The sequence below is a fragment of the Paraburkholderia xenovorans genome (assembly GCF_046030735.1).
GTDB classification, from domain to species: domain Bacteria; phylum Pseudomonadota; class Gammaproteobacteria; order Burkholderiales; family Burkholderiaceae; genus Paraburkholderia; species Paraburkholderia xenovorans_A.
The window spans coordinates 143,959-166,598 of the sequence record NZ_JAQQBV010000016.1 but is presented as its reverse complement, the minus strand read 5'-3'; the positions used below and the strand labels follow the sequence as shown (position 1 = coordinate 166,598).

At 63.0% G+C, this 22,640-nt stretch carries 22 protein-coding genes; 15 read left to right on the top strand and 7 right to left on the bottom strand.

Going from position 1 to position 22,640, the window contains the following annotated elements; translation table 11 throughout:
- Positions 1-189 precede the first annotated feature (189 nt).
- A complete protein-coding gene (locus PQQ51_RS18155; RefSeq protein ID WP_408498162.1) occupies positions 190-966 on the bottom strand; it encodes an enoyl-CoA hydratase in 777 nt (258 codons plus the stop codon).
- A 132-nt stretch (positions 967-1,098) separates the two neighbouring features.
- On the opposite strand from PQQ51_RS18155, the gene paaN reads away from it, so the two are divergent.
- The 5 genes from paaN to paaK all read left to right on the top strand — a co-directional run bounded on the left by paaN (position 1,099) and on the right by paaK (position 6,831).
- Positions 1,099-2,799, top strand: a complete 1,701-nt coding sequence (gene paaN / locus PQQ51_RS18150; protein WP_408498161.1) for a phenylacetic acid degradation protein PaaN — start codon at positions 1,099-1,101, stop codon at positions 2,797-2,799.
- Between the two features lie 128 nt (positions 2,800-2,927).
- A complete protein-coding gene (gene pcaF / locus PQQ51_RS18145; protein WP_408498160.1) occupies positions 2,928-4,130 on the top strand; it encodes a 3-oxoadipyl-CoA thiolase in 1,203 nt (400 codons plus the stop codon).
- A gap of 48 nt (positions 4,131-4,178) precedes the next feature.
- Positions 4,179-4,970, top strand: coding sequence for a 2-(1,2-epoxy-1,2-dihydrophenyl)acetyl-CoA isomerase PaaG (gene paaG, locus PQQ51_RS18140; RefSeq protein ID WP_408498159.1), 792 nt, complete (start codon positions 4,179-4,181; stop codon positions 4,968-4,970).
- A gap of 1 nt (position 4,971) precedes the next feature.
- A complete protein-coding gene (gene paaI, locus PQQ51_RS18135; protein ID WP_408498158.1) occupies positions 4,972-5,433 on the top strand; it encodes a hydroxyphenylacetyl-CoA thioesterase PaaI in 462 nt (153 codons plus the stop codon).
- 93 nt (positions 5,434-5,526) lie between these two features.
- On the top strand, positions 5,527-6,831 hold the full coding sequence (paaK, locus tag PQQ51_RS18130; protein WP_408498157.1) for a phenylacetate--CoA ligase PaaK: 1,305 nt from the start codon (positions 5,527-5,529) through the stop codon (positions 6,829-6,831).
- Positions 6,832-6,924: 93 nt separating this feature from the next.
- Here paaK and mltA read toward each other — a convergent pair whose 3' ends face one another.
- Positions 6,925-8,049 (bottom strand): murein transglycosylase A, encoded by a 1,125-nt coding sequence (mltA, locus tag PQQ51_RS18125; protein ID WP_408498156.1) that lies wholly within the window; start codon positions 8,047-8,049, stop codon positions 6,925-6,927.
- A gap of 28 nt (positions 8,050-8,077) precedes the next feature.
- Here mltA and PQQ51_RS18120 point away from each other — a divergent pair, with 28 nt between their 5' ends.
- Complete coding sequence (locus tag PQQ51_RS18120) at positions 8,078-8,233, top strand: hypothetical protein (protein ID WP_408498154.1); 156 nt, start codon at positions 8,078-8,080, stop codon at positions 8,231-8,233.
- Between the two features lie 61 nt (positions 8,234-8,294).
- Here PQQ51_RS18120 and apaG read toward each other — a convergent pair whose 3' ends face one another.
- A complete protein-coding gene (gene apaG, locus PQQ51_RS18115; RefSeq protein ID WP_408498153.1) occupies positions 8,295-8,669 on the bottom strand; it encodes a Co2+/Mg2+ efflux facilitator ApaG/CorD in 375 nt (124 codons plus the stop codon).
- Between the two features lie 269 nt (positions 8,670-8,938).
- Between apaG and rpe the strand changes: the two genes are divergently transcribed.
- The 8 genes from rpe to PQQ51_RS18075 all read left to right on the top strand — a co-directional run bounded on the left by rpe (position 8,939) and on the right by PQQ51_RS18075 (position 16,316).
- Positions 8,939-9,622 (top strand): ribulose-phosphate 3-epimerase, encoded by a 684-nt coding sequence (rpe, locus tag PQQ51_RS18110; protein WP_408498167.1) that lies wholly within the window; start codon positions 8,939-8,941, stop codon positions 9,620-9,622.
- Between the two features lie 29 nt (positions 9,623-9,651).
- A complete protein-coding gene (locus tag PQQ51_RS18105) occupies positions 9,652-10,368 on the top strand; it encodes a phosphoglycolate phosphatase (protein ID WP_408498151.1) in 717 nt (238 codons plus the stop codon).
- 373 nt (positions 10,369-10,741) lie between these two features.
- Entirely contained in the window at positions 10,742-12,235 is a 1,494-nt protein-coding gene (gene trpE / locus PQQ51_RS18100; RefSeq protein ID WP_408498150.1) for an anthranilate synthase component I, read from the top strand.
- A gap of 13 nt (positions 12,236-12,248) precedes the next feature.
- The gene (locus PQQ51_RS18095) at positions 12,249-12,851 is read left to right on the top strand and encodes an aminodeoxychorismate/anthranilate synthase component II (protein ID WP_408498149.1); all 603 of its coding nucleotides are present in this window, start codon (positions 12,249-12,251) and stop codon (positions 12,849-12,851) included.
- 17 nt (positions 12,852-12,868) lie between these two features.
- Positions 12,869-13,900: an anthranilate phosphoribosyltransferase gene (gene trpD / locus PQQ51_RS18090; protein ID WP_408498148.1), complete on the top strand. Its 1,032-nt coding sequence runs from the start codon at positions 12,869-12,871 to the stop codon at positions 13,898-13,900.
- Positions 13,901-13,931: 31 nt separating this feature from the next.
- A complete protein-coding gene (gene trpC, locus PQQ51_RS18085) occupies positions 13,932-14,717 on the top strand; it encodes an indole-3-glycerol phosphate synthase TrpC (RefSeq protein ID WP_408498147.1) in 786 nt (261 codons plus the stop codon).
- 21 nt (positions 14,718-14,738) lie between these two features.
- A complete protein-coding gene (locus PQQ51_RS18080) occupies positions 14,739-15,365 on the top strand; it encodes a CYTH domain-containing protein (protein WP_408498146.1) in 627 nt (208 codons plus the stop codon).
- A 117-nt stretch (positions 15,366-15,482) separates the two neighbouring features.
- Positions 15,483-16,316, top strand: a complete 834-nt coding sequence (locus PQQ51_RS18075) for a uracil-DNA glycosylase (RefSeq protein WP_408498145.1) — start codon at positions 15,483-15,485, stop codon at positions 16,314-16,316.
- 139 nt (positions 16,317-16,455) lie between these two features.
- On the opposite strand, the gene PQQ51_RS18070 is transcribed toward PQQ51_RS18075, so the two are convergent.
- The 4 genes from PQQ51_RS18070 to PQQ51_RS18055 form a co-directional block, all read right to left on the bottom strand.
- Entirely contained in the window at positions 16,456-17,052 is a 597-nt protein-coding gene (locus PQQ51_RS18070; protein WP_408498144.1) for an FMN-dependent NADH-azoreductase, read from the bottom strand.
- Positions 17,053-17,207: 155 nt separating this feature from the next.
- Positions 17,208-18,998: a M61 family metallopeptidase gene (locus PQQ51_RS18065; RefSeq protein WP_408498143.1), complete on the bottom strand. Its 1,791-nt coding sequence runs from the start codon at positions 18,996-18,998 to the stop codon at positions 17,208-17,210.
- 120 nt (positions 18,999-19,118) lie between these two features.
- Positions 19,119-19,844 carry a DsbC family protein gene (locus PQQ51_RS18060; protein WP_408498142.1) on the bottom strand — a complete coding sequence of 242 codons (726 nt, stop codon included), beginning with the start codon at positions 19,842-19,844 and terminating at the stop codon, positions 19,119-19,121.
- A gap of 168 nt (positions 19,845-20,012) precedes the next feature.
- Entirely contained in the window at positions 20,013-21,185 is a 1,173-nt protein-coding gene (locus PQQ51_RS18055; RefSeq protein WP_408498141.1) for a UbiH/UbiF family hydroxylase, read from the bottom strand.
- A 263-nt stretch (positions 21,186-21,448) separates the two neighbouring features.
- On the opposite strand from PQQ51_RS18055, the gene ychF reads away from it, so the two are divergent.
- Positions 21,449-22,543: a redox-regulated ATPase YchF gene (gene ychF, locus PQQ51_RS18050; protein WP_408498139.1), complete on the top strand. Its 1,095-nt coding sequence runs from the start codon at positions 21,449-21,451 to the stop codon at positions 22,541-22,543.
- Positions 22,544-22,640: the final 97 nt, after the last annotated feature.

Sequence of the window (22,640 nt, the reverse complement as noted above, 5' to 3'; positions counted from 1 at the left end):
GACGAGATTATGGAGAACTTTCGCTACATCGTCAACAGGTTTCTTTAACTAACCTAACCTGCCCGACGTACCGCAAACCCCCGCCATTGCTGGCTCTCCCGCCTCCCCGTGCCCCGGTATCCGAAGCACGAAAGAGCGAGATTCTAGCGAGCCCCAGCAGGGCTTGCAAGCGTTATTTTGACAAGCGTATTACCGATGCTTGAAAACCGGTTTGCGCTTCTCGACAAATGCCGCCATTCCCTCCTTTTGATCCTCTGTCGCGAAGAGCGAATGGAACAGGCGGCGCTCGAAATGTACGCCTTCGGCCAGCGTCGTCTCATACGCACGGTTGACCGACTCCTTCACCATCATCACAGCCGGCAGTGGGAATTCCGCTATCACTGCGGCAGCGGCCAACGCCTCTTCAACAAGTGAAGCGGCCGGAATCACGCGCGACACCAAGCCTGCGCGCTCAGCCTCAGCCGCGTCCATGAAACGAGCGGTCAAACAAAGATCCATCGCTTTCGCCTTCGACACTGCGCGCGGCAATCTTTGCGTACCTCCGGCGCCCGGCATGATCCCAAGCTTGATCTCCGGCTGGCCGAATTTGGCACTGTCGGCAGCGAAAATGATGTCGCACATCATCGCCAACTCACAGCCACCGCCAAGCGCAAAGCCCGCTACCGCGGCAATGATCGGCTTGCGGATCGAGCGCACCGTTTCCCAGTTGCGGGTGATGTAGTCGCCCTTATAGACATCCATGTAGCTGTATGTCGCCATCATTCCGATGTCGGCACCTGCGGCGAACGCCTTTTCGCTACCGGTCACGACAATCGCGCCGATCGCCTCGTCGGCGTCGAATGCCTGCAGCGCGGCGCCCAACTCGTCCATCAACGCGTCATTCAATGCGTTCAATGCCTTCGGACGATTCAGCGTAACCAACCCCACCCGGCCCCGCGTCTCAACCAGAATGTTCTCGTAAGCCATGCCACCTCCAAGTGTGAATGGCGCGCGAAAACGCTTCGCGCAGCCGTCTCAATAATGCTAACATTCACCAACCAACCGGTCGGTCAATTATTCGACAGGCTTTTCCCCAACGTACAGCCAAGCCCCTCTGCCATGACACATCCGTTATTCACCAAGCATGAAGACACGCTGCAAAAGACTCTCGCCACGATCGAAACACGCGGCTACTGGAGCCCGTTCGTCGAAATGCCCAGTCCGAAAGTGTACGGGGAAACAGCTAACGCGGACGGTGAGGCCGCATTCAAAGCGCATCTGAACAAGACGTTCGAACTGGACCAGCCGTCGACGGGAGAAACCGTCGGTGCAGAAATCTCGCCGTTTGGCTTGCCGCTCGGCATTCGCTATCCAAAGTCCGATCCCGATGCGCTGATCACCGCTGCCGCTGCCGCGCAGCGCGACTGGCGCGCGGCCGGTCCGCAAACCTGGGTCGGCGTCAGTCTGGAAATACTCGCGCGGTTGAACCGCGCCAGCTTCGAGATCGGCTACAGCGTGATGCATACCACCGGCCAGGCATTCATGATGGCGTTCCAGGCAGGCGGTCCGCACGCACAGGACCGCGCACTGGAAGCCGTCGTGTACGCGTGGGACCAACTGCGCCGCATTCCCGGCGACGCCCATTGGGAAAAGCCGCAAGGCAAAAATCCGCCGCTCGCGATGCACAAGCGCTACACGATCGTGCCGCGCGGCACCGGTCTCGTACTCGGTTGCTGCACCTTCCCGACGTGGAACGGCTATCCGGGCCTCTTCGCCGATCTGGCCACTGGCAACACGGTCATCGTCAAGCCGCATCCGGGCGCGATCCTGCCGCTTGCGGTGACCGTGCGCATCGCACGTGAAGTGCTGCGCGAAGCGGGCTTCGATCCGAATGTCGTCACGCTGCTCGCCACCGAACCGAACGACGGACCGCTTGTCCAGGCGCTGGCGTTGCGTCCTGAAATCAAGCTGATCGACTTCACCGGCAGCACGCAAAACGGCACCTGGCTCGAGCGCAACGCGCATCAAGCGCAGGTCTACACCGAAAAAGCCGGCGTCAACCAGATCGTGATCGACTCGGCCGACGACATCAAAGCCGTCGCCCGCAATATCGCTTTTTCGCTCGCGCTGTACTCGGGCCAGATGTGCACTGCGCCACAAAATATCTATGTGCCGCGCGGCGGCATTCGCACGGCTGAAGGCGCTCTCAGCTTCGACGAAGTGGCTCAGGCGATTGCAGGCGCCGTGCAAAAGCTGGTTGCCGACCCGGCCCGCGCCGTCGAGTTGCTCGGCGCGATCCAGAACGAAGGCGTAACGCAGCGCATCGAGGAGGCCAGCAAGCTTGGTACTGTGCTCGCGCAAAGCCAATCGCTGGAACACCCCGCGTTCGCCGGCGCCCGTGTCCGCACTCCGCTCGTGCTCCAACTGGATGCAGCCAAAGACCACGCTCAACTCACCAAAGAATGGTTCGGCCCGATCTCTTTCGTGATCGCGACGGATTCGACCGCGCAGTCGCTCGAACTCGCCGGCTCGATCGCCGCCGAGCACGGCGCGCTGACCTTGTCGATCTACAGCACGGACGACGCCGTACTCGACGAAGCGCACGAAGCGTCGATTCGCGGCGGCGTTGCACTGTCGATCAATCTGACGGGCGGCGTATTCGTGAATCAGTCGGCGGCCTTCTCCGATTTCCACGGCACGGGCGCGAACCCCGCGGCGAATGCCGCGCTGGCTGACGCGGCGTTTGTCGCGAACCGTTTTCGCGTGGTTCAAAGCCGCGTTCATGTTGAACCGAAAGCGGCACCGGCGGTAGCTGGCTGAATGGCATAAGACAAAAGCACGGTTTTCGTCCTATGCCGTTTGGCCGAATGGACCGGGCCGTGCACCCCAACTAACATGAGACATCGGATCGGCCTCTCGCGCGCCGATTCGCTACCGCAGGAACTCACATGAACGACGCCTTCATTTGCGACGCGATTCGCACTCCGATCGGCCGCTACGGCGGCGCCCTGAAAGACGTTCGTGCCGACGACCTCGGCGCGGTACCGATCAGGGCGCTGATCCAGCGCAATCCGGGTGTCGATTGGCGCGCCCTCGACGACGTGATCTACGGCTGCGCCAATCAGGCGGGCGAAGACAACCGCAACGTCGCACGGATGTCGGCGTTGCTGGCGGGTTTGCCCACGGAGGCGCCGGGCGCGACCATCAACCGCCTGTGCGGTTCGGGCATGGACGCGGTCGGTACTGCGGCGCGCGCGATCAAGGCAGGCGAAGCGCGCCTGATGATTGCAGGCGGCGTCGAAAGCATGACGCGAGCACCGTTCGTGATGGGCAAGGCCAACAGCGCATTCTCGCGGCAGGCGGAAATCTACGACACAACCATTGGCTGGCGCTTCGTCAATGCGCTGATGAAGCGCCAGCACGGCGTCGACTCGATGCCGGAGACAGCGGAGAACGTCGCTATCGAATTCGGTATCAGCCGCGCCGATCAGGACGCATTCGCGCTGTCGAGCCAGCAAAAAGCGGCACGCGCGCAACGCGACGGTACCTTGGCTCACGAAATTGTCGCAGTTGAAATCGCGCAGAAGAAAGGCGATCCGGTACGCGTGACGCTCGACGAACATCCGCGCGAAACGTCGCTCGAGAGCCTCGCAAAGCTCAAGGGCGTGGTGCGCCCTGACGGTAGCGTGACGGCCGGGAACGCTTCGGGTGTCAACGACGGCGCGTGCGCATTGCTGCTGGCAAATCAGGAAGCCGCCGATCAATACGGCCTGCGTCGCCGTGCGCGCGTGGTGGGCATGGCGACCGCAGGCGTCGAGCCGCGCATCATGGGCATTGGTCCTGCGCCCGCTTCGCAAAAACTGCTCAAGCAACTGGGCATGACGCTAAAACAATTCGATGTGATCGAACTGAACGAGGCTTTTGCATCGCAGGGGCTGGCCGTTCTGCGCACGCTCGGCCTGCGCGACGACGACCCGCGCGTCAATCCCAATGGTGGCGCGATTGCACTGGGGCATCCGCTCGGCGCATCGGGTGCGCGTTTGATCACCACCGCGTTGCATCAACTGGAACGGGTCAATGGCCGCTTTGCTCTTTGCACGATGTGTATCGGCGTCGGTCAGGGCATCGCACTGGCGATCGAGCGGCTCTGACACGCGCCGCCGCATCCGCCGATCAAAGAGACTTTGAGGAGACACCCAATGTCATATGAAGCGATTCGCATGGACGTCGATGCATCGAGCCACGTCGCGACGATCACGCTGAACCGGCCCGACAAGCTCAACAGCTTTACGCGCGCGATGCATCAGGAACTGGGTGCTGCGCTTGACGAGGTCGAAGCGTCCGGCGCACGCGCGCTTGTTCTGACCGGTGCGGGGCGCGGCTTCTGCGCCGGCCAGGATCTGGCGGACCTCGATTTCACGCCCGGCGCAATGACCGATCTCGGCGATCTGATCGACCAGCATTTCAATCCGCTGATCCGCCGTCTGCAAGCACTGCCGTTGCCGGTGATCGCCGCGGTCAACGGTACCGCTGCCGGCGCTGGCGCGAATCTCGCGCTCGCTTGCGACCTCGTGCTCGCCGCGCGCTCCGCCAGTTTCATTCAGGCATTCGTGAAGATCGGCCTCGTGCCGGATTCGGGCGGCACGTGGTTTCTGCCGCAACGTGTGGGCATGGCTCGCGCGTTGGGTCTCGCCATCACCGGCGACAAGCTCAGCGCGGAAAAGGCCGAAAGCTGGGGGCTGATCTGGCAAACGGTGGACGACACGGAACTCGCGGCCGCTGCCAATCAACTAGCGACTCAACTCGCGCAGCAACCCACCCGCGCGATCGCCGCGATCAAGCAGGCCATGCGTGCCGGCGCGACGCAAACACTCGATCAGCAACTCGATCTCGAACGGGATCTGCAACGCGAACTCGGCGCGTCACATGATTACGCGGAAGGTGTGCAGGCGTTCGTCGAAAAGCGTGCGCCGCGCTTCGAGGGCCGCTGACATGTCGACCCAACCCAAACTTGCCGCCCATATGACGCCGGACGAACTCGCCCGGGCGACCGCGGCCGCCATGTACGAAAACGACGCATGCAGCAAGGCACTCGGCCTCGAAGTGGCGGAAGTGCGGCCCGGCTATGCGCGTCTACGCATGGCCGTGCGCGACGACTTTCTGAACGGCCATCAGATCTGTCACGGCGGCCTGATTTTCACGCTGGCGGATTCGACGTTCGCGTTCGCTTGCAACACGTACAACGTCAACACCGTCGCGGCGGGCTGCTCGATCGAATTCCTGCGCCCGGTGCATCGCGGCGACGTGTTGACGGCCGAAGCCGTCGAGCAAACGTTGAGCGGCCGCACCGGCATCTACGATATTTGCGTGAAGAATCGCGCGGACGAAACCGTGGCGATGTTTCGCGGCAAATCGGCGCAAATCAAAGGCAATCTGATTCCGACGGGCGACTGAAAGGCGCATAGATAGCAGCCCATCACCCGTTTTATGCGTGCAGAACGCGCACCGCACACCGACTCAAGCATTGAAGCAGCAAGGAGACATTCGATGACCACCGCCCTTCCGCTCGATCCGATCGAGACCGCCAGCCGCGATGAACTCGCAGCGCTTCAACTCGAACGGCTCAAATGGTCGCTCAATCACGCGTATGAGAATTCGCCGGTCTACCGGCGCAAATTCGACGAAGCGGGTGTTCACCCGAGCGAAGTGAAGAGCCTCGCGGACCTGGCGCGCTTCCCCTTCACGACCAAGAAGGACCTGCGCGACAGCTACCCGTTCGGGATGTTCGCCGTGCCGCAGGAGCAGATTTCGCGGATTCACGCATCGTCGGGTACGACGGGCAAGCCGACCGTGGTCGGCTACACCGCGCGCGATATCGACACGTGGGCGAACCTCGTCGCGCGCTCGATTCGCGCCGCCGGCGCGAAGCGCGGTGACAAGGTGCATGTGAGCTACGGCTACGGTTTGTTCACCGGTGGTCTCGGCGCGCACTACGGCGCCGAGCGCGCCGGGCTCACCGTGATCCCGTTCGGCGGCGGTCAAACCGAGAAACAGGTGCAACTGATTCAGGACTTCCGTCCCGACATCATCATGGTTACGCCGAGCTACATGCTCTCGATCGCCGACGAACTCGAGCGCCAGGGTATCGACCCGGTCGGCTGCTCGCTGCGTCTCGGCATCTTCGGAGCGGAGCCTTGGACTAACGACATGCGTCAGGCGATCGAAAAGCGTATGGGTATCGACGCGGTCGATATTTACGGTCTTTCCGAAGTGATGGGTCCGGGCGTGGCGTCGGAATGTGTCGAGACGAAAGACGGCCCGACCATCTGGGAAGACCATTTCTATCCCGAGATCATCGATCCCGAAACGGGCGAGGTTTTGCCGGATGGCGAACTTGGCGAACTGGTATTCACGTCGCTGACCAAAGAAGCGCTACCGATCGTCCGCTACCGGACGCGAGATCTGACGCGCCTGTTGCCCGGCACCGCGCGCACCATGCGTCGGATGGAAAAGATCACAGGCCGTTCGGACGACATGATGATCGTGCGCGGCGTGAATGTATTCCCGACGCAAATCGAAGAGCTGCTACTCAAGCAACATGCGCTCGCGCCTCACTACCAGATCGTGCTCACCAAGGAAGGGCCGCTGGATGTGCTGACGTTGAATGTCGAGCCGTGCCCGGAAAGCGCGCCGGATACCACGGCGCTCAGCACGGCAAAGCAGGCGCTCGCCTACGACATCAAGGCGCTGATCGGCGTGAGCGCCGTGGTCAATGTGCTGGGCGTGAACGGAATCGAGCGTTCGGTGGGTAAAGCGCGGCGCGTGGTGGACAAGCGGAAGTCGGGGCTTTGAGCGAGCCTTGACGCAGGAATCCGCATCCGTGATGGCGGCGGATGCCTGCGCAAGAACTGGTGCAACTTCCGCTACACCAATCCCGCCTGATCCTCAGGAATTAGGCAGCAGCAACCACATCCGGCCGCCCTGCTTCATCTTGCCGGCGAGATCGCCTGCGTCGTCGCCGAGTCCCCAGAAGTAATCGGCACGCACGCCGCCCTTGATCGCAGACCCGGTGTCCTGCGCGAAAACGAGGCGGTTCATCGGCGAGTTCGTCAACGGACGGGTGGTCTGCAAAAACACCGGCGTGCCGAGAGGAATCGAACTCGGATCGACCGCGATGGACCGCTCCGGCGTCAACGGCACGCCTAATGCGCCGATCGGACCGTCCGCGCCGCCACCCGGCGCGCTCTCGCCCGACGGCATCTCGCGGAAAAACACAAAGCGTGGATTGGTGTCGAGCAAGCCGTCCACACGATTCGGATTCGCACGCGCCCACGCCTTGATGCCCTGCATGGTCGCCTGCGACGGCGTCAGTTCGCCTCGATCGAGCAGCCATCGTCCAATCGACTTATACGGTTGATTGTTCGTGCCGCCAAAGCCGACCCGCATCACGCTGCCGTCTTCCATCACGATGCGCCCCGAGCCCTGCACCTGCAGAAAGAACGCTTCGATCGGATCGTCGACCCACACGAGTTCGTTGCCGTTCAGCACGCCCGCGCGTTCCAGTTGCGCGCGCGCCGGCAGCGGCGCGCCGGCACGATATCCGGACGGCCAGCGATACAGCGCCGTCTGATACACGCCGTGCCGCGTGCGCGAGCCGCGCAGCAGCGGCTCGTAATAACCGGTCACGAGACCGTCGAGCGTGCCGTCGCTATTGGCTAGCTGGAACGGCGTGAAATACGCTTCGAAAAAAGCCCGCGCGCCGGTGACGTCGAGATCGTCGATTTGCGCGGCCGCCGCACACGCACGTGCCCAGTTCGCCTGGCGCGCGAGCCGCAAGCAGTTCTGCCGCAGCGCCGCCGTGGCGCCGATCAGCGAGTCGTCCTGCCAACCCGGCACCTGCTGCCAGGCGACGGCAGTGAGCCGCGTCGCGGCGATCTGCCCGGGGATGATCGCCGCGCCCGTAGGCGGCGAAACCGACGGCCGGACCGCACTCCCGCCGCCGCACGAAGCCAGCAGCACCGCCACTGAGAGCGCGCCGAGCCATGCTCCGGCGCGGCGGACAAAACGCATACAATGTTCGTTCTTGATGGAAACCGCCATGTCTGATCTGTTCGACGAATACCCAATGCTCATCTTCGCGCTGGAGTCGCTCCTCGCGCTCTTCCTGCTCGTCTTTATCGTGGTGTGGACGTCGTCGGGCAAGAAGAAGGCCGCGCGCGCCAACAGTAGTGAACAACAAAAGCAGCAGAAGTAGCGCAAACCGCAGTAACGCCGCGCCGTGAAGCTATCTAAAGACCGTGAGCCCCGGCTTCGGTTCAATGCAAAGTACGCGGCATGCGCAAGATGAACTCGGGCACGGGTGCATCGAAACGTTCACCGTCTTCCGCCACGCAGAAGTACTCGCCGCGCATTGTGCCCACCGGCGTGGCGATCACCGCCCAACTCGTATATTCGAAGTGCTCGCCCGGTTTGAGCAACGGCTGGTGACCGACCACGCCGAGCCCTTTCACTTCCTGCACATTCTTGTCGCTATCGGTGATCACCCAGTGACGCGCAATCAGTTGCGCCGGCACCTGACCGCTGTTACGGATGGTCAGCGTGTACGCAAATGCGTACTGGCGGCGCTCCGGGTCCGACTCTTCGGGCAGATATTGCACCTGCGCCGAGACGCTGAATTCGTACTGGCTCATCCTGATTCCGGTCTGGTAAAACGGGGGGGCGTGAAAAGCGCGGGAAAGCCCGAACGCCAATGGTTTGCGGGCCTATCGAAGAAGCAGCGCTTATAGTTTGGCATTCTGCTTCATGCGCGGCACGCCCGCAACCGGACAAATCCCTTTGGACAAGGGCCGCTCAGGCGTTTTGTCACTTTCGCGAGGCACCTGGCCAAACGGCTACGAGCCGGCTCCGCCGCGCACAAACCGGTAAAATGACGCTTTCCCCGCTTGCATCCGCCCCCGCCATGACGCAATTCCGCATTTCTCCCAGTATTCTGTCCGCCGACTTCGCACGCCTCGGCGAAGAAGTGCGCAACGTCGTCGCCGCCGGCGCCGACTGGATCCACTTCGACGTAATGGACAATCACTACGTGCCGAATCTGACGATCGGCCCGCTCGTCTGCGAGGCGATTCGTCCGCACGTGGATGTGCCGATCGACGTGCATCTGATGGTGCGCCCGGTCGATCGCATCGTGCCGGACTTTGCGAAGGCCGGCGCGAACATCATCAGCTTTCACCCGGAAGGCTCGGACCATATTGACCGCACGCTGTCGCTGATCCGCGATCACGGCTGCAAGGCCGGCCTCGTGTTCAATCCGGCCACGTCGCTAAGCCATCTGGACTACGTGATGGACAAGGTCGACCTGGTGCTGATCATGTCGGTGAATCCGGGTTTCGGCGGCCAATCGTTCATTCCCGAGGCACTCGTCAAGCTGCGCGAAGCGCGCAAGCGCATCAACGAGTACAAAGAACGGACTGGCCGCGAGATTCACCTTGAAGTGGACGGCGGCGTAAAAGTCGACAACATCGCAGAAATCGCGGCGGCGGGCGCGGACACGTTCGTGGCCGGTTCCGCGATCTTCGGCGCGCCGGATCACAAGGCGGTGATCGACAAGATGCGAGCCGCGCTTGCCGGCATCGAGCACTGACCACAGAGCACTGAAAGAGGCCTGAGCCGATGACCACCCCCCACCCTGCCCCGACATTCCCAGGTCCGCGCCTGCAAGCTGCGATCATCGACCTCGACGGCACGATGATCGATACCGCCGACGATTTCACCGCCGGCCTGAACGGCATGCTCGCGCAACTCGACGCAGCGGAAACCTCGCGTGAGGAGGTAGTCGGCTACATCGGCAAGGGTTCGGAGAATCTGATTCGCCGCGTGCTCGCGCCGCGCTTCGAAGCGGACCATGCACAGGACCACTTCGACGAAGCGCTCGCGATCTATCAAGTGGAGTACGCGAAGATCAACGGTGTGCACACGCGCCTCTATCCCGAAGTCGAAACCGGTCTCGCCGCTATGCGCGACGCGGGCCTCAAGCTCGCCTGCGTAACCAATAAGCCGCATCGTTTCGCGGTGGAATTGCTGGAGCAATACGGGCTCGCGCAGTATTTCAGCGTGGTGCTGGGCGGCGACAGCCTGCCGCAAAAAAAGCCGGATCCGCTGCCGATGCTCACCGCAGCGGCGCAGCTCGGTGTCGAACCGCGCGCCACGGTGGCCATCGGCGATTCGGAGAACGATGCGTTGGCCGGCCGCGCGGCGGGCATGGCAACGCTCACCGTGCCGTACGGCTACAACCATGGTCGCGCTATACAAGAAATAAAATCCGATGGTATAGTTGCCTCGCTGCTGGACGCCGCCAAGGCGATCGCAGCGCACCATTCCACGACTTGAAAAGTCCTTCATCCTCATGTTTCTGAATAAAAAACGGAGTCTGATTAGCATCGACCGGGGAGCCTGGCCCTGGCGTCGCTGGTCGCGCTAACCTCGCCTGAGGTACGCTGAAGCTGGTCTTCGGCAACCGTTTTTTACTTCGCTGCGCTCAAGCGTTTTTTCCATCATCTTGTTTCGCTGCATCGGTTGATCTGGCCTACGTGTACCCAAAAAGTACGCCTGTGCGCCGAAACCGCTTGCATGCGTCGATGGAAAACTCGCGCCGGTCAGACTCTTATCGTGTCGAATTATCGAACGAACCCCTGACCGGCGGCGCAACGCCCCGCTTTGTCCGTCGCACGCTGGCGCCGGAACCATGAAACAGGATCGGAACATGACCGAACTCGAATTTCAGTCCCTCGCGAACGAGGGCTTCAACCGCATCCCGCTGATCGCCGAAGCGCTCGCCGACCTCGAGACGCCGCTCTCGCTGTACCTGAAGCTCGCTCAGCCCGAACGCAACGGCGCCAACTCGTTCCTGCTGGAATCGGTGGTCGGCGGCGAACGCTTCGGCCGCTATTCGTTCATCGGACTGCCGGCGCGCACGCTGCTGCGCACCCGCAACGGCGTGTCGGAAGTGGTGCGCGACGGTAAGGTCGTCGAAAGTCATGAAGGCGATCCGCTCGAATTCATCCAGCAGTTCCAGGGGCGCTTCAAAGTGGCGCAGCGCCCGGGGCTGCCGCGTTTCGCGGGCGGTCTGGCCGGCTACTTCGGCTACGACGCGGTGCGCTACATCGAGAAAAAGCTCGCGCACACGGCACCGAAAGACGATCTGAATCTGCCGGACATCCAGTTGCTGCTCACCGAAGAAGTCGCAGTGATCGACAACCTGGCGGGCAAGCTCTACCTCGTGGTCTATTCGGATCCGACGCAGCCCGAGGCTTACACGAAAGCCAAACAGCGTCTGCGTGAACTGCGTCAGCGCTTGCGCACGACCGTTCAACCGCCGGTCACGTCGGCGAGCGTGCGCACCGAGACCTACCGCGAATTCGCAAAAGACGATTACCTCGCCGCGGTACGCAAGGCGAAGGAATACATCGCCGCGGGCGAACTGATGCAAGTGCAGGTCGGCCAGCGTCTGACCAAACCGTATCGCGACAATCCGCTGTCGCTGTATCGCGCGCTGCGCTCGCTGAATCCGTCGCCTTATATGTATTACTACAACTTCGGCGATTTCCACGTGGTCGGTGCATCGCCGGAAATTCTGGTGCGTCAGGAAAAGCGCGGCGAGGATCGCATCGTCACGATTCGCCCGCTGGCCGGCACCCGTCCGCGCGGCAACACGCCGGAGCGCGACGCCGAACTCGCCACCGAACTGCTGAACGACCCGAAGGAAGTCGCCGAGCACGTCATGCTGATCGACCTCGCGCGCAACGACGTGGGCCGCATCGCACAAATCGGCTCGGTGGTCGTCACCGACAAGATGGTGATCGAGAAGTACTCGCACGTGCAGCACATCGTGAGTTCGGTCGAGGGCAAGCTGAAGCCGGGCACCACCAATTTCGACGTGCTGCGCGCCACCTTCCCGGCCGGCACGTTGTCCGGCGCGCCGAAGGTCCGCGCAATGGAACTGATCGACGAACTCGAACCCGTAAAGCGCGGCCTCTACGGCGGGGCGGTCGGCTATCTGTCGTTCACCGGCGAAATGGATCTGGCCATCACGATCCGCACCGGCGTGATCGCGAACGGCAATCTGTATGTTCAGGCGGCGGCGGGCGTGGTCGCGGATTCGGTGCCGGAATCCGAATGGCAGGAGACCGAGAACAAGGCGCGCGCGGTGCTGCGCGCTGCGGAACAGGTTCAAGACGGCCTCGATAGCGACTTCTGACCGGAGACACACCATGCTGCTCATGATCGACAACTACGACTCGTTCACCTACAACCTGGTGCAGTACTTCGGCGAACTCGGCGAAGACGTGCGCACCTACCGGAACGACGAAATCACGCTGGACGACATCGCGAAGCTCAACCCGGAGCGCATCTGCCTGTCGCCCGGTCCGAGCAATCCGCAACACGCGGGCATCACGCTCGACGTATTGCGCGAATTCAGCGGCAAGACGCCGATCCTGGGTGTTTGCCTCGGCCATCAGGCGATCGGCGAAGCATTCGGCGGTCGCGTGGTGCGCGCGCAGACCATCATGCACGGCAAGGTCAGCACGATCGAAACCGACTGCAAAGGCGTATTCGCCGACTTGCCGAAGCACTTCGTCGTCACGCGTTACCACTCGCTCGCGATCGAACGCGAATCGCTGCCGGACTGCCTCGAAGTGTCCGCGTGGACCGAAGACGGCGAGATCATGGGCGTGCGTCACAAAGAACTCGCGGTGGAAGGCGTACAGTTCCACCCGGAGTCGATCCTGTCCGAACATGGCCACGCGCTGCTCGAGAATTTCGTGAAGCAATCGAAGGCCGCGTCCGCCAATCCGTCGCATCGCAACGCCTGATGAAGAGGGACGAAATCATGTCGATCACGCCCCAGGAAGCGCTGCAACGGACCATCGAGCATCGCGAGATTTTCCACGACGAAATGCTGCACCTGATGCGCCTCATCATGCGCGGCGAACTGTCGCCCGTGATGGCGGCCGCGATCATTACCGGCTTGCGCGTCAAAAAAGAGACCATCGGCGAAATCACCGCCGCCGCCACGGTGATGCGTGAATTTGCCCGGCACGTCGAAGTACCGGACAACTCGAACTTCGTCGATATCGTCGGCACTGGCGGCGACGGTTCGCATACCTTCAACATTTCCACGGCGACGATGTTCGTCTCGGCAGCGGCCGGCGCGCGGGTCGCGAAACACGGCAATCGCAGCGTGTCGAGCAAGTCTGGCAGCGCGGACGTGCTCGAAGCACTCGGCGTGAATATCGATCTGCAGCCGGAACAGGTAGCGGAGTCGATTACGGAAACCGGCATGGGCTTCATGTTCGCGCCGAACCATCACCCGGCAATGAAGAATATCGCACCGGTGCGCCGCGAACTCGGCGTGCGCACGATCTTCAACATTCTCGGGCCGCTGACCAATCCGGCCGGCGCGCCGAATCAGTTGATGGGCGTGTTCCACGGCGACCTCGTCGGCATTCAGGTACGCGTGATGCAGCGCCTCGGTGCGAAACACGTGCTGGTGGTGTACGGTATGGACGGCATGGACGAGGTTTCGCTCGGCGCGGCGACCCAGGTCGGCGAATTGCGCGACGGCCAGATCCACGAGTACGAAATTCATCCGGAAGACTTCGGCATGCAGATGGTGTCGAACCGTTCGCTGAAAGTGGCTAACGCGTCGGAATCGAAAGCGATGCTGCTCGACGCGCTCGACAACAAGCCGGGCGTCGCGCGCGAAATCGTCACGCTGAACGCGGGCACGGCGCTGTATTCGGCGAACGTGGCGTCGTCGATCCAGCACGGCATCGAACTCGCGCGCGAAGCCATTGCCAGCGGCAAGGCACGCGCCAAGGTCGATGAACTGGTGCGTTTCACCCAGCAATTCAAGCACTAAATTCAAGTATTCATCACGTAGCGAGAACTCTATGAGCGACATTCTGGACCGCATCATCGCGGTCAAACGCGAGGAAGTTCGCGTGGCCGAACAGAGCGCGCCGCTCGAAGAACTGCGGCTCGAAGCTTCGTCACGCGACATTCGCGATTTCGTCGGCGCATTGCGCGCGAAGCACACGGCGGGTCTCGCCGCGGTGATCGCCGAGGTGAAGAAGGCGAGCCCGTCGAAGGGCGTGCTGCGCGAGAACTTCGTGCCGGCCGACATCGCGCGTTCGTATGAAAAGCACGGCGCGGCCTGTCTGTCGGTGCTGACCGACGTGCAGTTCTTCAAAGGCAGCGTCGCGTATCTGGAAGAAGCGCGCGCCGCGTGCAACTTGCCGGTGCTGCGCAAGGACTTCATCGTCGATCCGTATCAGATCGTCGAAGCCCGCGCGATGGGCGCCGACGCGATCCTGCTGATCGCCGCCGCGCTCGACACCTCGCAGATGCAGGATCTCGAAGCGCTCGCGCATTCGCTGGGTCTCGCGGTGCTGGTCGAAGTGCACGACAGCGACGAACTCGCGGAAGCGCTTACGCTGAAAACGCCGCTGATCGGCATCAACAACCGCAATCTGCGCACGTTCGAAACGTCGATCGAGACGACGATCGGCATGCTCGAAGCGGTGCCGGAAGACCGGATCGTCGTGACCGAGTCGGGCATTCTGTCGCGCGCCGACGTCGAACGTCTGCGGGCCATGGACGTGCATACGTTCCTCGTCGGCGAAGCGTTCATGCGCGCGGACGAGCCGGGTGTGGAACTTGCGCGGATGTTCTTCTGAGCGCAACGTCCGGAGCAAACCATGGGCATGGAACGTGAAATCAAGCTGGCGCTGCCGGCGAATCAGGTGAACGCGGCAACGCAATGGTTCGTCGCGCGCACTGGCGACGAAGGCCGCCCGATCAAGCTGGTCAATATCTACTTCGATACCCCGAAGCTGGCATTGGCGAGTTCGAAAAGCGCGCTGCGTCTGCGCCACGCTCCCGAAGGTTGGCTGCAAACCTTCAAGACCGTCGGTAACGCGAAGGATGGTTTGCACAGCCGGCACGAGTGGGAAATGCCGGTGGCGAGCGAAAAGCTTGAAATCGACGCGTTGCTGCGCGAGTGTGACGAGCCACGCGCCGCCGCGGCGTTGCGCGAAGCTGCGCCGGAACTGATCGAACTGTTCCGCACGAATTTCACGCGCACGCTATGGCATGTCGAGTTGGACGGCGCCACGATCGAAGCCGCGATCGATCAAGGCGACGTCATTGCCGATGTAGACGGCCAGCATCGCCGCGCACCGATCTCCGAAGTCGAACTCGAACTGAAGTCCGGCGACGAAGCCGCGCTCGATACGCTGGCTGCGGAACTACGCAGGCAGGTCGCCGGGCTCGCGCCCGACAACATCAGCAAAGCACAACGCGGCTATCAACTGCGAGCGGGTTGATCGCTGCAAGTGCACCGCGAGCGCGGGCTCCGTTTCGCCGCGCCCGTCAATAGCGCGCCCGCAAGACTCACACGGCCGCCTTGAGCTAGCCCGCGTTTGCTGCGACACTTCCCCGCCATGACCTCAGCTTCCCGCACCCGCTCCAATTCGTCGTCGCAGGCTTCGTTGTTCGGCGACACCACGCCCAACGATCCGGCGCCGCAGCCGCTTGCAAACGCCGCCGGCACCGCGCCGCCCACGCTCGAAGCCCAGTTCGCCGCGCTGCCCGCAGCCTGGCGCACGCACCTGAAACCCTTCACAGACAGCGACGCCTACGCGCCGCTATGCCGTTTCGTCGACGGCGAGCGGGCGGCCGGTAAAACCGTTTATCCCGCCGACGTATTCCGCGCGTTGCGTCTGACCAGTCCGGACGAAGTCAAAGTGGTGATCCTCGGCCAGGATCCGTATCACGGCGAAGACCGCGGCACGCCGCAAGCGCATGGACTTGCGTTTTCCGTCGCGCCGAATGTGCGCACGCCGCCGTCGCTGCGCAATATTTTCAAGGAAATCGCCGCGAGTCTCGGTCACGAGACGCCACGCCACGGCTGTCTCGATACGTGGGCCAAACAGGGCGTGCTGCTGTTGAACACGGTGCTGACCGTCGAGCGCGATTCGGCCGCGAGTCACGCGAAGCGCGGCTGGGAAAAATGCACGGACACACTGATCCACGAGCTGGCGATGCGCCACGACGGCCTCGTGTTCATGCTGTGGGGCGCGCACGCGCAAGCCAAGCGCGCGTTGCTCGGCGGCACATCACACTATGTGCTGGAAGCGCCGCATCCGTCGCCGCTGTCCGCGCATCGGGGTTTTCTCGGCTGCGGGCATTTTGCGAAGGCCAATGCGTATCTGACCGAACACGGCCGCGAACCGATCGACTGGCGTCTGCCGGAAGAAGCGCAGATGCTGGCCTGACCCGCTGCGTCGGGCCGCTGCGCCGGGCCGCTGCGCCGGGCCGAAAACGGAAAAACGCCACGGAATTCACATTCCGTGGCGTTTTTCATTTCACCGCATCGAATCGCATCGAAGAAAAACGAAGCGGCAAAGCCGACACTTACGCGGCAGCGATTGCCTCACGCGCGGCAGCCAACGCGGCGCCCGCTGCGTCCGGGCCCATGTTCATGCCTTCTGCGTAGATGAAGTTCACATCGGTCATGCCGATGAAGCCGAGGAAGCTCTTCAGATACGGCGTCTGGCTATCGTTCGGCGTACCGGCGTACTTGCCGCCGCGAGCCGACACGACAAAAACCTTCTTGCCCTTCACGAGACCTTCCGGACCGTTCGCGGTGTACTGGAACGTGATGCCGGCGCGGGCGATGAAGTCGAAGTACGTCTTCAGTTGCGACGAAATGCCGAAGTTGTACATCGGCGCGCCGATCACGACGATGTCGGCGGCTTGCAGTTCGGCGATCAGCGCTTCGCTGCGTGCAGCGATCGCGGCCTGCTCCGGCGTGCGTTGGTCAGCCGGCGTGAAGAACGCGCCGAGGATCGCGTCGTCCAGATGCGGCAGCGGTTCGGCTTGCAGGTTACGGACGACGACTTGCGCGCCCGGATTCGATTGTTGCAGCTTTGCGGTCAGCTCGTTCAGCAGCAGCGTCGAGTTCGCGCCTTGCGAGCGGGCTGCAGAGTTAATTTGCAGGATCGTGGTCATGGTTGACTCCAGTAGGGGCGCGCAGTGTTGCGCGAGTGGAGCCATTGTGTTTTTTTAACGACCCGGGAAAAAGCCATCCGGCAGCGACGGATTGTTGCAGTGATAGAACAATCCGCCGCCTCCCTACCGCCGATTAGCGGCGCTGCGGATTACGATCAGCTTGCCAGCCAGCGCTCGCGCGCCTTACGCGCGGCCGGCCGCTTGTCGCTGACCGTGAGCTTGTAACGCGACGCCTCAGGCCCGTCCAGCTTGACTTGCGCGGTGCGCAGCTCGTCGCGGCGGAATGCGTGGACCTCGACTTTGGCGCCCGGCACATAGCGCGCCAACAGCGCGTCAAGATTCGCGCCGGTCACGCGCAGGCCGTCGATCGCGATCAGCACGTCGCCGGCGGACAAACCGGCTTTCTGCGCCGCGCTGCCGTCGTGAACCGCCGCCAGCGTGCAATCCGCGCCGCCGCGCACGCGCGCGCCGAGCGACGGCTTGCCGTGCTTGTCCAGATCCGGCGCCAATGTGACGCCGAACGGCGTCAGCAGTGTCTCGAGCGGCAGATCGCGGGTGCCGTGCACGGCTTCTGCGAACAGTTCGGCCAGCTTCGCGCCGGTCGCCTCCGCGAACAGCGCTTCGATTTCGCTTTCTTCCACGCCGACCGGCTTGCCGCGATAGAAATCGCGCCCGAAGCGCTGCCACAATACGCGCATCACGTCGTCGAGCGATTTGCGGTTGCCGGTTTGCGTGCGAATCGTCAGATCGAACGCGAGCGCGACCAGCGAACCCTTCGTGTAATAGCTGACGATCGCGTTCGACGCGTTTTCGTCCTGCCGATAGTATTTGACCCACGCGTCGAACGAACTCTCGGCGACCGTCTGTTTCAGACGACCGCTGCCGCGCTGCACGCCGCCGATCACTTTGCCGACCATGCCGAGATAGTCGTCCTGCGAAATCAGGCCGCTGCGCACGAGAATCAGGTCGTCGTAATAGGACGTGAAGCCCTCGAACAGCCACAGCAGCGACGTGTAGTTTTCGACTTTCAGGTCGTACGGCGCGAACGCGGCCGGCTTGATACGCTTCACGTTCCACGTGTGGAAGTATTCGTGGCTGCACAGCCCGAGGTACGTGCGATAGCCGTCGGTCATCGCGTCGCGGCCTTCTACCGGCAAATCGCCGCGATTGCAGATCAGCGCGGTGGACGCGCGATGTTCCAAACCGCCATAGCCGTCGGCAACGGCTTGCGTCATGAACACGTAGCGCTCCACCGGCGCTTTCTTCGACTTCGGCTCGAACAACGCGATCTGCGCTTCGCAGATCCGCTTCAGATCCGCCGACAAACGCGCCATGTCGAGTCCGATCACGCGGCCCGCGATCACGATGTCGTGCGGCACGCCGTGCGCGTTGAACGTAGCGAGCGCGAACTCACCCAGCGTGACAGGATGGTCGATCAGTTCGTCATAGTTTTGCGCGCGATATTCGCCGAAGCCGTAGCGCTTCGTGCCGCGCGCTTCCGGCAACGCGGTCGCGACGCGCCAGTTGCGGTACGCCGCGCCGTCCGGCTTCTGAATGTCCACCACGCACTGGGCTTCTTCGTGACCGAACGGCGACAGGAACACGCTCGTGCCGTTGAAGAAACCGGTGGTGTCGTCCAGATGCGCGGCGCGCACCGACATATCCCACGCGTACACCTCGTAGCGCAACGTCAGCGCGCCTTTGACCGGCGCGACTTGCCACGTGTGCTTGTCGGTCTTTTCGACGCGCACCTTGCGGCCCGCGTCGTTGAACGCGCGCAGCGTGACGATGTTGCGCGCGAACTCACGGATCATGTAGCTGCCCGGAATCCACACCGGCAGCATGAACCGCTGGCCGGCCGGATCGGGATCGGCCACCGTCACGGTGACTTCGAACAGATGGGCGGCGGGCTGCTTGGGAACGATGGTGTAGCGGATCGGCTTCATCGGCGGCGCTTGAGAAAAGAGGGGAAGGTTTCTGGCGAGAACATTCGAGGCGCGATGCTCGATGCTCGATGTGAAAGGAGGCGCACTGCGCGCCTCCTTTCTTCAGCAGATGCCGCGTACTCAACGCACCGCGGACATTTCCTTGTCGAGCCGGTCGGCCGGCACCGCGCCGGGCAGACGGCGGCCGTCGGCGAGGAACACGGTAGGCGTGCCGTCGACGCTCATCGCTCGGCCGAGCGCCAGGTTCTTGTCGATCGCGGCGGTGTCGCAGGTGCCGGCGGCCGTGGGCGCCTGATGATCCTGCATCCACGATTCCCACGCCTTAGCGCGGTCCGTCGAACACCAGATCGACTTCGACTTGACGGTCGAATCCGGCGACAGCACCGGATACAGGAACGTGTACACGGTCACGTTATCGATCGACTTGAGCGTGGTTTCGAGCTGCTTGCAGTACGGGCAGTTCGGATCGGAGAACACGGCGATCTTGCGCGCGCCGTTGCCCTTCACGACCTTCACCGCGTTCGCGAACGGCAGGCTCGCGAAGTCGATGCGGTTGGTGTCCGACAGACGCGCTTCGGTCAGATTCTTGCGCGTCTTCGCGTCGACAATATCGCCGAGCACGAGGTAGTCGCCGGTTGCGTCGCTATAGACGATCTGCGAGCCCAGGTTCACTTCGTACAGGCCGGCAATCGGCGACTTGCTGACGCTCTTGATCGTCACGTCGGCGAGGCGGGTTTGCAGTGTGGCCTTCAGTTTGTCGGTGGTCTGGTCGGCCTGCGCGGAGCAGCCGATCGTGACGGCGGCGATCGCCAGCGCGGCGGCTGCGATGCGGAAAGATTTGTTCATACTGAATTCCTGGGTTCAATCGCGCGCGGCTCGCGCGCTGTGGGACCTTTTCGGGAGGTTTCGTGACGCTTTCGGCATGTGTTGGGTCTGCCCCGAGCGACGTCTATCCGTTCATGATACCTGTGTCGCCGGCCCGCATAGCGGGCGGCGGCGCCGTGAGGCGGCCGCTTATCCAAGCGCGGCCGACACCAGCCAGCGCTTGATGAACGGCTGCGCGCCGACGAAGGCCATACCGGTATTGCGCAGCACCTTGGCGAACGGACCGGGCGCGGCGAAAAGTTTTTGCAGACCGTCGGTAGCGATCATCAGTGCGCGGATGTCTTCGCGACGGGCGCGCTCGTAGCGGCGCAGCAGCACCAGGTCGCCGAGATCGCGGAACGCTTCCTTCCCTGCGACCGTTTCGGCGAGCGCCGCCACGTCGCGCAAACCGAGATTCATGCCCTGGCCCGCCAGCGGATGAATCAGATGCGCGGCATCGCCGACCAGCGCGACGCGCGGCGCCACCAGTCTGTCGACGGTTTGCAGCGCGAGCGGGAAACCTTGCGCGGGCGTCACGCAGTCGAGCGCGCCGAACTGGCCGCCCGTTACGCGCTCCACCTCGGCCGCCAGTTGCGCCGGATCGAGCGCGAGCAGTTCCGCTGCGTGTTCGGTGCGCGCCGACCACACCAGCGACGCGTGACCATCGGGCATTGGCAACATCGCGATGATCTCGCCGTTCCTGAACCATTGGTGCGCGGTTTCGCCGTGCGGCTTTTCCACCTTGAAATTGGCGACCACGCCGGTCTGCTTGTAGTCGCGCCGGTCCATCTTCGAACCGATCTGCGCGCGGACCCACGAATGCGCGCCGTCCGCACCGACCACCAGATCGGCCGCCAGCACGCTGCCGTTCGCGAGACCGACGCTCGCGCCTTCGGCGCCGAGGTCGAGCGCCTGCGCGCGCGTATCGATCCACGTGAGGTTCGGCTGGAAACGCAACGCGGCATCCAGCGCGCGTTCGATCACCGACGACTCGACGATCCACGCCAGTTGCGGCACCGAAGCCTGGAATGCGGAGAAATGGAGTTCGGCGTGCGCATCGCCGAACACGCGCATGTCGTACACGGGACCGAGCTTCGCCAGATCGAGCGCCTGCCAGACCCGCAAGCGCTCCAGCAGCGCCTGCGAACTCGACGACAGCGCATACACGCGCGAGTCGAAAGTGGTGCCCGGCGGCAGCGGCGCGCACGGCTGCGCGAGCAGCGCCACGCGCAGTCCGCCTTGCGTCAGCGCAAGCGCCGCGGTCTTGCCGACGAGCCCGCCGCCGATCACGGCGACATCAAAGGTCTGATGGTGTGCGTTCATCCGCGCATTATAGCCGTGGGGGTTGCGGGGGACGGATCGGGCCGGCCGGGGCGGACGCGTTAGGACGGGTTACAATCGCGCTTTCCGTGACAAAACTCGCCCGTAACGTTGAACAGCGGTTGAATCACCGCTCAGCCGGTGTCCGTTCCGGTGTCTTGTCCCGCTCCGCTGCGCTTTCCCGCCACGCCACCGCGAAGGCTTCCCGAATCCTGCACACAGCGTCGAGCGCATCACGCAACTTACTGAATCACTGAAGGATTTCCATGAGCCTCAAATGCGGCATCGTCGGCTTGCCTAACGTCGGCAAGTCCACTCTGTTCAATGCGCTGACCAAGGCGGGCATCGCGGCCGAGAACTACCCGTTCTGCACGATCGAGCCGAACGTCGGTATCGTCGAAGTGCCGGATGCGCGCCTAAAGGCGCTCGCCGACATCGTCAAGCCGGAGCGCATTCTGCCGGCGGTGGTCGAGTTCGTCGACATCGCGGGTCTGGTGGCCGGCGCGAGCAAGGGGGAAGGCCTCGGCAACCAGTTCCTCGCGAACATCCGAGAAACCGATGCGATCACGCACGTGGTGCGCTGTTTCGAAGACGACAACGTGATCCACGTCGCGAACAAGGTCGATCCGCTGTCGGACATCGAAGTGATCAACACCGAACTGGCGCTCGCCGACCTCGCGACCGTCGAAAAGGCGCTGACGCGCTATTCGAAGGCCGCCAAGTCGGGCAACGACAAGGAAGCCGCGAAGAACGCCGCCGTGCTCGAAAAGGTCCGCGCGCAGCTCGACCAGGCCAAGCCGGTCCGCGCGCTCGATCTGTCGGATGAAGAAAAGGCCACGCTCAAGCCGTTCTGCCTGATCACCGCGAAGCCGACCATGTACGTCGCGAACGTGAAGGACGACGGCTTCGAGAACAACCCGCATCTGGACGCGGTCACGAAGTTCGCCGCAGCGGAAGGCGCGCCGGTGGTGGCCGTGTGCGCAGCGATCGAAGCCGAAATCGCCGACCTCGACGAAGCGGATATGGAAGTGTTCCTCGCCGACATGGGCATGGAAGAGCCGGGCCTGAACCGCGTGATCCGCGCGGGTTTCAAGCTGCTGGGCCTGCAAACCTACTTCACGGCCGGCGTGAAGGAAGTGCGCGCGTGGACGATCCACATCGGCGATACGGCGCCGCAGGCAGCGGGCGCGATCCACACGGACTTCGAGCGCGGCTTCATTCGCGCGCAGACGATCGCGTTCAACGACTTCATCACTTATAAGGGTGAGCAAGGCGCGAAGGAAGCCGGCAAGATGCGCGCGGAAGGCAAGGAATACGTGGTGCACGACGGCGACGTGATGAACTTCCTGTTCAACGTCTAAGCGTTCAGCTTCCGCACGAGAAGTTGGCCACGCGGGCTGTTTGCCCGCAACCTGGCCTCAAATGAATAACGAAAAGCCCGCTCGATGCGGGCTTTTC